This window comes from Vibrio ulleungensis (genome assembly GCF_016900875.1).
Classification (GTDB): domain Bacteria; phylum Pseudomonadota; class Gammaproteobacteria; order Enterobacterales; family Vibrionaceae; genus Vibrio; species Vibrio ulleungensis.
On sequence record NZ_JAFEUM010000001.1, the window covers coordinates 318,340 to 332,554 of the forward strand.

At 46.9% G+C, this 14,215-nt stretch carries 7 protein-coding genes and 1 pseudogene; 1 reads left to right on the forward strand and 7 read right to left on the reverse strand.

Going from position 1 to position 14,215, the window contains the following annotated elements; all coding sequences use genetic code 11:
* Window positions 1-7 precede the first annotated feature (7 nt).
* The 7 genes and pseudogenes from mobB to JQC93_RS01690 all read right to left on the reverse strand — a co-directional run.
* A pseudogene (mobB, locus tag JQC93_RS01660) lies at window positions 8-535 on the reverse strand (molybdopterin-guanine dinucleotide biosynthesis protein MobB); the annotation flags it as partial.
* A complete protein-coding gene (mobA, locus tag JQC93_RS01665) occupies window positions 510-1,103 on the reverse strand; it encodes a molybdenum cofactor guanylyltransferase MobA (RefSeq protein WP_205156729.1) in 594 nt (197 codons plus the stop codon). The pseudogene mobB and the gene mobA, both read right to left, overlap by 26 nt.
* Before the next feature lie 111 nt (window positions 1,104-1,214).
* Window positions 1,215-3,959 carry a heavy metal translocating P-type ATPase gene (locus JQC93_RS01670; protein ID WP_205156730.1) on the reverse strand — a complete coding sequence of 915 codons (2,745 nt, stop codon included), beginning with the start codon at window positions 3,957-3,959 and terminating at the stop codon, window positions 1,215-1,217.
* Complete coding sequence (locus JQC93_RS01675) at window positions 3,956-4,381, reverse strand: MerR family DNA-binding protein (protein ID WP_205156731.1); 426 nt, start codon at window positions 4,379-4,381, stop codon at window positions 3,956-3,958. Before JQC93_RS01675 ends, JQC93_RS01670 begins: the two co-directional genes overlap by 4 nt.
* A 150-nt stretch (window positions 4,382-4,531) precedes the next feature.
* Window positions 4,532-6,232: a pseudouridine synthase gene (locus tag JQC93_RS01680; RefSeq protein WP_205156732.1), complete on the reverse strand. Its 1,701-nt coding sequence runs from the start codon at window positions 6,230-6,232 to the stop codon at window positions 4,532-4,534.
* 117 nt (window positions 6,233-6,349) lie between these two features.
* Entirely contained in the window at window positions 6,350-7,102 is a 753-nt protein-coding gene (locus tag JQC93_RS01685) for a hypothetical protein (protein ID WP_205156733.1), read from the reverse strand.
* 209 nt (window positions 7,103-7,311) lie between these two features.
* Entirely contained in the window at window positions 7,312-9,930 is a 2,619-nt protein-coding gene (locus tag JQC93_RS01690) for an ExeM/NucH family extracellular endonuclease (protein ID WP_205156734.1), read from the reverse strand.
* A 562-nt stretch (window positions 9,931-10,492) separates the two neighbouring features.
* On the opposite strand from JQC93_RS01690, the gene JQC93_RS01695 reads away from it, so the two are divergent.
* A complete protein-coding gene (locus JQC93_RS01695; protein ID WP_205156735.1) occupies window positions 10,493-14,197 on the forward strand; it encodes an alpha-amylase family glycosyl hydrolase in 3,705 nt (1,234 codons plus the stop codon).
* The last annotated feature ends 18 nt before the right edge of the window (window positions 14,198-14,215 follow it).

Here is a 14,215-nt window from a genome sequence, read left to right on the forward strand (position 1 = left end):
CTGAGTGTTGCGATACGTAATCCACCACAAATTGTGCAATAGAATCGATATCATTAATCGCTAACTGCGGCAGGTCTGTGCGTTGCACAGGCTCGTCGGCAGCTATGGCGATAATCGTTGGATCGCTGACGTGCAGCCACGGTTTTTCCAGTTCCGTTCTATGAAGCTCTATTTTGGGAAAGGATAGATGCTTATAGCCCTCGACAAGAATCAGATCTAACTGTGCGATATCAAAGCGAGAAAGTAATTCTTCAAAGCTGGGCTCTTGCTGAGGTGTTTCAACCATCATTGCGTGTCTATTTGCAGACGCTATTAGCATTTGAGCGGCTCCTGCTTTACGCAGCCGATAGCTGTCTTTACCTGGCTGGTCGATGTCAAAGTCGTGGTGAGCGTGTTTAAGCATGCCTATTCTTAGGCCAGCTGAAGTTAACTTAGGCAGCAGTTGCTCAAGAAGGGTGGTTTTTCCGGTTCCTGAATACGCGGCAAAACCTAGTATGGGTAGTGTGTGGTCATTGGTTATCATTTTTTTGTCCATATTCAGAAAGTTGCTGCGGCGTATTAAGGTTAATAAAACAATGCGTAGCATCGCTAAAGTCGACGTAACCGACCTTACACTCTCGATAGAGCAAGCGAACTTTACGCTCTCCTCTTTCAAGAAATTGGTTGAGCTTAGGAAGAGCATTTTGATGATACATGCAAAAAACCGGCTGCTGATGCTCGCCGTCATGAGCGACTAAGATGTCGATATCATCAGAAATTTCGTGCATGAAGCGCTTAACGTAATCATCGGCAAGATAAGGGCTATCACAAGGAACAAAACCAACCCAATGAGTGCTTGAATGGGTGAGTCCTGCATGTATACCGCCTAATGGTCCTGGGTATCCGGTTAGCTCATCTTTGAAAACAGGGGCTAACTGGCGATACTCATCAAGGTTACGATTGGCGTTGATGCTAATGCTATCTGTTTGGGCTGATAAACGATTGAACACATGGTGTATCAGCGGGATGCCTGCCAGCTCAATAAGGCCTTTATCTTCGCCTCCCATGCGCGTGGCTTGGCCACCGGCTAAAATAACCCAACTTACAGGGTGTGGATTTGGCATTAAAGTTCTCAACCGTTTGACAGCGTTAGTATTTGGCACAGTGTAATCGCAGCACGCAACCTCGACAAGCCAGTTTAGGCGACTGATTAACCGCCTGTCGCGTCTAAGGAACTATTTTGTTCCAGAACGTGAGTTGGGGTTAAAAAGCCTTAGCCTGTTGGCATTGCTGACTACCGTAATTGACGACAAAGACATTGCGATGCCCGCGACAATTGGGTTAAGCAACATACCCGTAATTGGGTACAGCAACCCCGCAGCGATAGGAATGCCTAAGCTGTTATAGATAAACGCCCCCCACAGGTTCTGTTTTATGTTGCTGAGTGTCGCTTTACTGATGGCTATCGTGTGCGATATGCCATTGAGTGAGCCTCGCATAAGCGTGATGTCGGCACTTTCGATGGCGACATCGGTTCCTTGGCCGATGGCAAATCCTACGTCCGATTGCGCAAGGGCAGGGGCATCATTGATTCCATCTCCAACCATTCCGACCACTAATCCCTGTTGCTGCAAGCGCTTAACCCAGTCGAGCTTATCTGAGGGCATTAAACTGGCATGGTATTCATCAATATTGACTTGCGCTGCCACTGCCTTCGCCACTTCTGGTGTGTCTCCGGTAAGCATGACGACTTTGACACCGAGCGCCTGCAATTGAGCAATGGCTTGTTTGGAATCGGACTTGATAGGGTCGCTAATCGCAAACTCAGCCACAAATTGGTTATCGATCGCCAAATAAACATGGGTATCGCTCGGGTGACTAGCAAAGCAGTGACCTTTGGTGCTGTCGACACCAACTTGTGTCATTAGAGTCTGATTGCCTAGCGAAATGCGGTGCTCATTCCAATGGGCTGTTAAGCCCAACCCAGCAACCGCTTGAATGTTTGAAAGAGTAAGGTTGGTGGTGGCTTCATGCGCACTATAACTAAATGACTTAAGGCTATCGGCAAGAGGGTGCGACGACCCTATCTCCATTTGATACACCAATGTCAAAATCTGTTCTGGCGTGGCGAGCTCACTGGCGTGTAAATAATGGTGTGTCACGCTAGGTTTACCCTGGGTGATCGTGCCGGTTTTGTCCATGATCACCACATCTATCTCACTGGCTTTTTGCAATGCATCCCCATTACGGATCAGCCCACCGACCTCAGCGGCTTTGCCGATCCCAATCATCGTCGAAATTGGCGTAGCTAATCCCAGAGCACAAGGGCAAGCGATGATTAATACCGATGTAGCGGCGACCAAAGTATTGACCAGTACAGGCTGCGGTCCAAATAGAGCCCAAGCGACAGCAGTAACAATAGCGATGATGATGACGATTGGGACAAATATCGCCGACACTTTATCTGCCAACTGGCTAATGGGTGGTTTTGAATTTTGCGCTTTGGACACCATGTCGACAATATGCGCCAGCAACGTGTCACGGCCAATTTTAGTGGCTTCGATGGTGATGGAGTGATCACCATTAACCGTGCCTGCCGATACGCTATCACCTTTCGATTTGCTGACGGCAATTGGTTCACCCGTTAACATGGACTCATCAATATTGGTGTTCCCATTAAGCACAATGCCGTCTACTGGGATGCGTTCGCCATTACGGATCAGAATTTGGTCACTCACCTGCACATCGTCTATGGGAGTGAGTTGAGGCTCACCTTTGGCATCGAGGACCATCGCGGTTTTGGCTTGCAAGTCGAGCAGGCGATTGATCGCTTTTGAGGTTCGACCGCGCGCTTTAACCTCAAGAGCTTGTCCCAGATTAATGAGTCCTATGATCATCGCGCTTGCTTCAAAATAGAGATGACGAGAGTTGGCAGGAACAAGCTCTGGAAATAACACCACGAACATCGAATATAGCCACGCTGATGAGGTGCCAAGGGCAATCAAGGTATCCATGTTACTGGTTCGATTTTGCAGTGCACTGATAGCACCAGTAAAGAAATGCTTCCCTGCAATCCACATGATGGCAAGGGTGACAAGTCCTACTAAGAACCAAAGAATGCGTGAACTGGTGCTGACAAGCTCCATACTACCATCGACAAACATGCTGGCCATGAGGATCAGTCCCAAGCCTGTCCCTAGTGCGGCGTTGCGCAGTTTATCCTTGTATTCGTCCTGTATTGCTTGCTCTCGTAGCTCTGCAGATTTTGCTTCATCGACGATCGGCGATGCGCCATAACCGGCTTTTTCGATAACTTGCTTGATACGAGCAGAATCCAACTCGGTATAGACCGTGGCGGTACGATTACCAAAGTTGATGGCAACGTCTTCAACCCCTTCGAGTTTGTTTAATGCATTCTCGATAGTTCGCACGCAACTTGCGCAGGTGACACCAGACAAGTTGTATCGCAAGTAGGATTGAGTGTTTGGTTGTTCTGATTTTTGTGTTTGAGAGTCACTGTCAGAAAGAGAGGTAGTTGGGTCTTGATTAGGAGCGCCTTCTTTAACCGTTTCAACCGCGCTGGAAGTCGCAAGATAATTTAAGTCATTAAGACGCGCAGATAATTGTGCTCGGCTAAGCGACGACTCAATCGTCACCGTTTTGTCCGCGACATTTACCGTAACCTTTGCACTCGCATCGTCTTCTAAAATGGCATTAGTGAGTTTTTTCGCACAGCCACCACAATTTACATTTTGGGTGTCGAATTGATTATCCTGATGACATAAGCTCGCGCGGTAACCCACCTCTTCAATAATGGCGATGGTTTGTTGTGGTGCTAGGTGAGTGGTCAATACTGCAGATTGTTTATCCTCAGCGGCTGCTAATTCTAACAGAGGATCGTGCTCAAGGAGCGCTTTGTGAGTCTTGTTCACGCAGCCCATGCACGACCAACCACTAACATTCAATTGATACTGGCTCATGCGTTGATCTCCTTGGTGGTGTCCGCCCAAGATTCGATTAAGCAACAAACAGATTCACCATTGGGCGTCGAATCGGGCTCTTGTTCCCACTGTGCTTTGGTCTCTTGAAGCATGGTCAAATGTGTTTTCATCTGCTCAATTTGAGCTTTGGTTTGTTCTATGTGCTGCAGCAATAACTGACGGACGGTTGGACAGGGAGATTGCCCCTCATTCGCTGCGTCGATGATTTGCTCTATTTGATTTAAGCTGAAACCAATTTCACGCGCTTGGTGAATAAACTTGAGTCGCTGCAACGCTGCCAAGTCGTATTCTTTGTATCCGTTGTGCGGGTTTTTCGTTGCCGTCAGTAAACCACGTTTGGTGTAGTAACGTACGGTGTCCGTTGGTACGGCAGCTTTTTTAGCGAGTTGAGAAGTGAGCATAATGGCAATCCACGGTAACATCATGACTTAAGCATAAAACCTTGGAGTAGCTCCCAGGTCAAGTGAATTGCATAAAAAACTTTCTACGCTGTCGGCAATACAATAACGCTCACTTCTTTACGATTAAGAATCTTGGCCCAATGGGCTAGCTTAAAAGTCCGCTTCTCGACAAAAGCTCACCCATTGCTGAGTGATAGGATGGGTAAACGCCAATTGTTCTGCGTGCAAATATAGGCGATCACTTTTTTGTCCATACAATGCATCACCGACGATCGGAGCATTCAATCCCTCTTTGTGGGCGCAATGAACACGTAGCTGATGAGTACGTCCTGTGTGAGGTTCAAGCGTGACTTTGGTGAAGGCGTCGACATGATCCACCACTGAAAAATGAGTCAATGCAGGCTTGCCGTCTTGGCTACTGACCATTTGACGTGGCAAATCATAAGGGTCAGCACATAGCGGCAAATCGATTTGACCATTTTGTTCTAACAGCTCACCTTGCACTAACGCGACATACCGCTTTTTGACTTCTCGGGTAATAAACTGCTTTTGCAGGTGCTTGTTAGCGCGTTGCGAAAGAGCAAATACCAGCAGGCCAGACGTTGCCATGTCGAGTCTATGCAGCACAAACACTTTATCGGCATTTGGACACAGTGCTTCAACGCGTGTTTTGGCGCTGTCGGTGATTTTGCGACCCGGTACCGATAGCAACCCATCGGGCTTATGGATCACGATAAAATGCTCATCCTGATGGATCACTTCGATGGATTTATGCTGCGCTGGGTTCTCTTCTAAGGGATCTGGGTCAACCTCTAAGCCTAGTAACATGTGTCCCAGAATTGGGTGACACTTACTCATGCATGACGGGTACACTTGCTTGTGATGGCGAATTTCTGACTTAGGAGAGTGTCCCCACCAAAATTCGGCCATGGCAATTGGCGTTAAGCCATGCGCGTAAGCGTATTGTAGGAGCTTAGGTGCAGCGCACTCACCGGCTCCTGCGGGCGGCACTTTATAGGCGGTATTGGCAAAGATTTGGTTTAAATCTTTGTATTCACCCTGTGCATTAAGAAACGAGTATTGAGCAAAGAGTTTATGCTGCAGTCGATGTGACTGCTCGGCTCTAGCTTGTCGAGCGTTTTCCAAGCTTTGCTGACACTCATTCACTTGAGACTGAATGTGCTCTGTCTTTTGCTTCCAATCCGCTTTTAGTGTCGCCAGCGCTCTTTTTTCTACAATGCTTTGCTGCGCCAGCTGCTGATTCAGTACCTCAATGGCTTGCGGCTGTTGAGACGTTTCAGCGAGGCGGCGCTGCTGCTTACGCTCCGCGCGACTGTTCACCATGTTTGCTTGTAAAGCGGAAATTTCGCTTTTGGCTTGCTGCTCGATAGTGGATAGCTTAGAAAGCAGATCTGGCAGTGTAGGGTCGGCTTCTAGATCGTTTAGCTTGGCGTGCAATGCGTTAAGCGTGTCCATCTCCTCTGCGAAAAAGCTCGTTGCATCCAGCATGTCATAAACAGGAGGTACGAACCCTAGGTGGTGATTACTATCATCAATTTTGCCAGAAAAGCCCGACAAATAACCCGTTTCACCTTGTGCGTTTTTTACTATCAGCACTCCAAACATCTTCCCGCGCGAACTTTGTTGCGTATCGTTTAAATCGCCGATCTCGGAAAGCGCAAATAGAGCGTTCCACTTTTTGTTCGCTATTAGCCTTTGCTGTAGGTGTTGAGAGGCTAAAACCGCAATATCGTGTGGCTGATAATAAAAGGGAAAGGTAAATCGCTTTGGTAGCTCAATAGAGTCAGAGCGCAGAGGGAAAAACAGTGTATCGAGAGAAGGGGTCGGCATGAGAGTAGATCGCGCAGAGTACAGTGGGAAACTGCGCTTAGGATACCGAATCGGCTAGACGATTGCGACTAGAGCTGAAGCGAATGCGCCCACACCTTGAAATGTGAGCGCAAAATTTTAATTGAACTGGTATTTGTAGCCTAGGCTAAAGCGCTCTTCTTGACCGTAAGAGTTATCTTGAATAAAGGTATACGCGGTCAAACTATGTTGGTCGGTGACTTGATAACCGAATCCACCACCAATCCAGTAGCCACTGTAGTCGTTACTTCCCATAGCTCCGCCTCCAAACATGGTAAAGGTAAGGTTGGTCGTTAACGGTCTAAGTGCAAATGCACCAAGGTAACCGGAGTGGCTGGTTTGTGGAATCACGACATATGGGTTATCCAGTGATGCTCCTGGATTGAAGCACGCTGCACTGGTATCTGATGTGTCACACACTACTTCAGCGTCGTTATACGTATAACCAGCCATTGGGAATATTTGGAATCCACCTGGGGTGAACCCAAAGTACGACAATGGCATGAATGTTCCAACGCTGTAATTAGTCTGCGTTGTACCGTCAGCAAATTCATTCTTACCAAAATTAAAATTAACGATGCCTACGTCGAATAACCAAGAACCACCCACACGCCACTGTGAAGCGTCTTCGTTAAGTGAGACATTGATTTTTCGTACTGGATCAAACGCCAATGAGCCAGAAAATGTCCACTTGTCGTTATTGCCATGGTAGTTATCTGAGTATGAGACGCCCATTTGTGTCGTGATACGGGTTGGGTCATCCGCCAACTTTTGATTGTCTTCCTTGGCTTCTGCCGCTTGCACTAGGCTAGATAGTGGAATCAGCGCCAAGAGAGTAAGTAATTTTTTCATTGTATTTGCTGCGTAGTGGACTAAAACGCGATCATTGTCACGGACAATGGTTGAGATTGTCAACTTACTTTATTGAGAATCAGTTATAAGAAGACAATATCACCGTTATTGATTAGAAAGTTTTTGGATAGACAGTGAACAGATTAGAAATTAAAAAGGTCCCTAGCTATCTAGAGACCTTAGTAACGGTTGGGTAACAGGGTTATTGGTTAAGCGAGGTTACGTCTTCGCAATCCTAGCAACGCTATGAGACCAAAGAGCACACCCCATCCCATTGAGCCACCACGTTTATAAATTTGCAGCTCGACAACAGCAGGATCGTGGTCCGAAGAGCGATAAATATCGGAGTACTTAGGTAAGTCTCCAGTGTATTGACCGCTGTATGCAAACAGACTCGATTCTGCACCATTGATGTGCCATTCAGCGGCATCAACGACTCGATTTTTAAGAGATTTACTGACCAAAATGTGGTCCAGCGCACCCACTTCGTCGTTGTACGAGTAGCTCCAACTTTCAGGTTGCATCATTTCAACTGCATTGATGTACCCGTAGTGTTGGTCAATCACTGCTCCTTCGTCACCAAACTGAGGCTCATCGCCAATGTAGGTGTTTCTTGCAGCTCGAATCTCTTTGCCATATTGACCCATGGTGTAATCGGTTAAGATAAGCATTGGGTCTTCTTTAGCGTAAGAGTTAAGATCGCCCAGTATGACTTTATACGAGCCGCCGCCTTTAAGTGCTTCGCCTAAGGCAACCGCCGCAGCAACACGAAATGCTTCACAAGAGCCTTGCTTATCAGGGTCTTGATCAGCTTGACCGCCTTCCTCAACTGGTGCAACGTCTTCCCAGCATGAAGAGCCTTTCGACTTAAAGTGATTGACCGCGACAGTGATTCGTTTTTTACCACCCAATACTTGGAAGGTGGGTGCGAGTGCATCGCGTTGGTAGTTCTTGCCACTTTCTACTTCTTCGCCGTCGATGATCACCGCTGGGGCATCTTGGCGTGGCATAACGATCACGCCTGTTTCAAGCAGTTTTACCGCACTTGGTTTGTAAATAACGCCGACTGCAATCGCATCGGTTCCCACTGAGTCAAGGGCATCGAATTCATCATTAAGGTTCGAGTCGACAGCTACGTACTCATAATGATTATCTTCGTCGTCAATCGTAGCATTGAGTTCAGTTACGAGTTGCTCAATGGCCGAACCTTCTCCAAAGCCATTATTTTCAATCTCCATCAAGCCTACAATGTCGCCATCTAAGCCTTTTATAGCATGAACGATTTTCTGTTGCTGCAGCGCAAACTCGTCGTCACTGTATGCGCCTCTATTACTGCCAAACTGATTGTCATTTCCACCAAACGGAGAGTTGAAATAGTTTAGGACATTAAAGGTGGCAATACGCAAATCACCCGCGGCCACATCAGGCTCATCTATGCGAGGCTGATTATGAACAAAATTATCCTTCGACAGCGTATTGGTGACAATCAGACGGTAATCGTTGTAACTGTAGGTGATCACACCTTGAGCACCAGTGAGGGTGTCATCTATGCGGATATAATCATCGGCAGAACCATCCCCATCATCATCGTACAGTCCGAAATCGGGATAATAAGGGATCACGCCGTTGGGTGCTTTGGCGTCAGACTCAATGAACAATCGACGATCATCATTTTCAGCTTGTGCTAGGTTTGCTTCTAGCGATCCAGCAGGGTGTAGCTGATTAGGCTGCATATTGACGCGCTCGTGGGCCACGACCATGTTGTTGCGATAGGCGGCGTAATCGAAGCCAAAGGTGCGAGTAACACGCATGTCTAAAGTTTGGTCGAGTTCGACCAACATACCTTCATAGCGTTCTAAGGTTTGCTCAAAGCTTTGATCAGTATCGAGCACCGAGATCGCGACAGCTTGTGGCGCTTCTTGGTTGTCTAATGTGACCCATTTGTCATCATCAATTTTTAGCTGCGTAAGGTTGTAGTATTCCTGCACTTTACCGTAGGCGCACACAACGTCACCAGGACTCAATTCGCTGACATTCGCTTGGGTTGAGACAAACAGACCTTCTGAGGTATTGGGATCATTGTCGTCGACTAAGGCGTGTAAATAAAACCCTTTAGTTAGCCCACTGGTAACTGCCGATACGACACCTTTAACGTAAAACTCTTCTGACGATTCGTAGGGGTAACCATCGACGTAGGGAGAGCTAAAACCGTCCCCTTGCAATGTTTGGATATCGGTAAATACAGGCTCTAAATCATTGTCTAGGCAATTAAAGGCAGTCGGTGCAGTGGCTGCGCCTAACATGGCCAAATCATCGCTGTTGTCCTTGCCCAATTGTAGCCACTGATTTGCATCATAGGTGCTTGACGGTGTGAAGTACTCTGACAACCTTACTAAGGTTACGTCTTTACCAAAGTTGATGTCGCCCATAACGCCGACAACATCGACCACATCGCCATTGCTGTCGAGCAATGCAACAGGATCATCGCCGTTAAAACTAATGACGCTCGTATTGGTTAAGTCAGTTTTTGATAGTATCTTTGCATCCGCATCGGTGTGTGAAATAACCAAAACGTCCCCAGCAGCAATGGAATAACCATTGAGGCTTAACAGGTTATCCCATGCGCCACCACCATTGACGGACTTAGCCAAAGAATAGTTGTCGAGAGTGATGTCACTTTCGGTTGGGTTTGCGATTTCAATTGATTTGTTAAAACTGCCACCTTCTATGTACTCTGAAATAAACACTGAGTGTGGTGACGAACCGTAAGCAGGGAGCGCGGCAATCGCGGCAATGACACTGCTGGCCAATAAGGGCTTTCTGAACATGATTGAGTTCCTTTTCCAATCTGAACAATGAATGAAAGTAGTGGGCTACTTAGACAGTGCTAATGAAGTATGAGCACGTGTGATCCAAGTCTTATTGGCGAATGTTAAAGGTGTAGTTTTAGCTGTTCAAAATGTGACCAAAATCCGTTTCTACTGTTCAAAAACAAACCCTTTCCGCAATACCAACGTGGAGTAATTGGCTTATTGAAATGCCCCTTTTTTATGAATCAGATTGACTATTCTCATATTTGAGAGCTCACTTTGTGATAGCGGAATAATTCGTGCGACAGCCGGTAAAAGTGATTGAGTTACTGGTCACATTTTGCACAGCGTGTAATCTAGTTGAGAGTTATCCAAAATTGTACAAATGATTATCTACCTCGCATTTTGTATACCCTACAAAACGTTATAAAAATCATGATTTTAATAAAAAAGCTCTAAGAAACCGCTTTCTAATTGGTAAATCAGCATTTAACCCTTTTTCACGATAAAAGTCGTCAATTTCGTTGCTACATTGAGGTGTGAGAAAAATACACGTCAATGTCAATGGAGGACAACCAAAATGTCAAAACCAAAGGCGGCTTGGACTGGGGTAGCAGCAGCGATCACCCTAGCGCTAGGCTTGAGTGCTTGTAAGCCAGATAGTCAACTTGATCATTATTTAGATAGAGACGTTAAAGATGACGTTTTTTACTTTGTTATGCCCGATAGATTCCACAATGGTGATACCGATAACGACCAGGGCTATATTGGTGGTGGTCGCGAGGACCACGGCTTTGATCCTACGCATAAAGCCTGGTATCACGGTGGAGATATGCAAGGCCTGCGAGCTAAGCTCGACTACTTAGAAGACATGGGGGTGACGGCAATATGGATGACCCCGATTCTAAAGAACAAAGCGGTACAAGGAGAAAGCTCGGCGTATCACGGTTACTGGACACTCGATTTTACCCAAATAGACCCACATTTGGGGAGTAACGATGATCTACAAGCGCTGATTGATGACGCTCACGATAGAAACATTAAAGTCTTCTTTGACATCATTACCAACCACACTGCTGACGTTATTAAATACGAAGAGTGTCACGATGTTGATGGTCGCTTTCAGGAGGGTTTAACCTCATGTGAGTACAAGTCTCTTGAGCAAGTCGCGGCCGGTGATACCTACACGCCGTTTATTCCTGCAGGAGAAGAGTACGACAAAGTACCAGAGTGGTTGAACGATCCTAAGTACTACCATAATCAAGGTGACAGTACATTCTCGGGTGAAAACTCGGTCTATGGCGACTTTGTTGGCTTAGACGATATCAACACCGATGACCCGGAAGTGGTCGCAGGTATGATCGATATTTTCAAGAACATTGTGTCTGAATTTAAGCCAGACGGGTTTAGAATCGATACCGTAAAACACGTAAACATTGAGTTTTGGCAGGAGTTTGCCCCCGCGATTGAAGCGCATGCTCAGCAAGAAGGCATTCCACAATTCTTTATGTTTGGCGAAGTGTACGATGCCAACCCACAAAATTTAAGCAAGTTTACGACTGTTGGTCAGTTACCCTCCGTGCTCGATTTTGGATTTCAAGGCGCTATGCGATCGGTGGTTGCGGATCAGCAGTCTCCCGTTGCACTGCGCGATTTGTTTATCGCAGATGACTATTACAACGATGCGGACAGCGACGCGAGTCGTTTAATGAATTTCGTGGGTAACCACGATATGGGACGCTTTGGGTTTTTCTTGGGTGGCGAAGATACCGCCGAGAATTTGGAAAAAACCAAATTAGCTCACTCAATGATGTACTTTTTACGCGGCGTACCTGTGGTTTACTACGGCGATGAGCAGGGCTTTACCGGTGATGGTAACGATCAAGATGCTCGTGAGAATATGGACCCATCATTAGTCGATACTTACAATGACAATCAGCTCATCGGAACGTCTGCGACGACCGCTGATGCAAATTACGATCAGCAGCACCCTATTTATAAACACCTTAGCAAGATCGCCAAAATCTATCGCGAGCATCCTGTATTACGAAGCGGAATCCAGATCGAACGCTACGCCGAAACCGAAGGTGCTGGCCTCTATGTGATTAACCGTGTCGATCCTCAAACTGGCGAAACTTATTTAGTGGCAATGAATAACGCCAGCGACGCTCAAAGCTTAACCCTGGAGACTCAATTTAAAAAATACGATGTGGTCTACGGTGGAAAACGTGCCGGCAAAGTTCGTAGTGGAGAGCTGCAACTTCAAGTGGGTGCGTTGGATTTTGTGGTGTTAAAAGCAAAAGGCGCTGCTGAAGTTTCGCCAACATCCTCTGTGTCAGTCACAGGGTTAAATGATGGCGACATTGCCAGCGGTAGCATCGCGCTATCGGTCGATTTAGACGCGCTTGCGTCGACGCCACTCCCTCTTTACCAAGTTAACTTCGCCTATCGAGCCAATGGTGGTGAGTTGGTGCCTATCGCCACAGATATGACCCCCCCTTATCAGCTATTTTGGGATGTCAGCGAGTTTGCTGATGGTACTCAATTGGAAGTCGAAGTGAGTACCAGTAATGCTGATGGTGTCTTTGCTCAGCAGTGGGTGAACGCTCTGGTGGACTCTCGTGTGCCTACAGAATTAAGTGTTACCTACCAAAATGGCAATGATCGATCCATTGCGTACGCAATCAACCAAAGTGGACGTATGCAAGGGCCTATCGAGCTTAATCAGGGGCAGTTTAGGTTAGAATGGTTGCAGTCAGATCAAACTCAACTACTGGTCTTTGGTGATTACTCGGAACCTTTCTACGAGTTGGACAAACCTTTAATCATTACCCGTAATCAGGTAGTGAGCTTGTCTGATGAAAATGATTCGGCAGAGCTTAGCGCTAATTTATTCCTTAACCATGAAGGAGCATTGGCCAAAGAAGACAACTCTAGCGCTCAACATGCGATAAGCATTGACTTACTGAGTGCGGTGGATCTCCCAATTGGCAGTGATGTTAACTTGCGTGGCGGCCTAAATGGGTGGGGCGCAGACCCTATGGAGTACCTAGGTCAAGGACACTACCGTGTCAGCATTGATGTGTCTGCCGGTGACATGGAGTTTAAGTTTGCGGACAGTAACTGGAGCCCGCTCAATATAGGTGGGCCAGTAACAGAAAATGGTTTGTTGATGTCTTCAAACCCAAGCAATTTGGTGAGTACACTCGATGTTGGTGGGTTGACCGAGTTTGTGTTGGTGGTTGCCGATGAAGATGGAGATGGCCTGCAAGATTACCTACTGCCATTGATACGTCCAGATTTTGGGCCGCTTGGGGAAGCGATGTACTTGCGTGGAGACCACAATAGCTGGGCGGCAGATGCTCCATTAAGTTATTGGAGTGATGGGCTGTATCGTCATCAAATTGTACTGGATGCTGGGAACACTCAATTTAAGTTAGCCAATAGCGATTGGAGTCGCCAGTTGTCAGCACCGTCTGAATTGGTTGAGTTAGATACGCCAGTATTACTGACCAGCGCTGAGTCTGGAAATGACCAATTTGAAGCACCCGCTGCCGCGTATTACGACTTAACGTTTACGCCTATTGGTGACAACTTAGAGTTGCTGGTTGAACAAGGTGCGAGCTTGGGTGAGGATTTACCGTCGTTTGATGTTCCGGTATTTGTTCGTGGCGAGCTAAACGGATGGTCTACTCAAGATGAGCTTGAGTATATCGGTCAAAATCGCTATCAACTGGATGTGGTTTTAGGGCCGCAATCGGATGGCAATGGTGATGGGGTCATTGAGTTTAAGGTGGCTGATGCCGATTGGGCATCAATCAACTTTGGTGGCACCGCTGTAACCCTAGGCGAGCAGCAGGGACTTGTTGATAATGGAGGAAATCTAACACTCGCAACACCGGCAAGTAATACTGCCTATCGTGTCACCATCAATGCGACAGATACCGCCGCGCCAAGCTTGACTGTTAATGAGTTACAAGCACTTATCGTACATTATCAACGTCAAAACGCTGATTACGATGGCTGGGGACTCCATGTGTGGGGAGATGGGGTAAATCCTGCTAGCATTCCTACATGGACCCAACCTATAGCGTTTAGTGGGGTTGACTCATTCGGCCAATACGCATTGATTGAGTTGGATGATCCCACAGCGCAAGTTGGATTCATTGTGCATAAAGGGGATGAGAAAAACAGCATTGACGACTTATTCCACGTACCTGAGACCGACCTAGAGGTGTGGATATTAGAAGGTGATGGCACTATTTACGCAGATCCTGCGCTGTAAACTCTAACCTCAACCTTT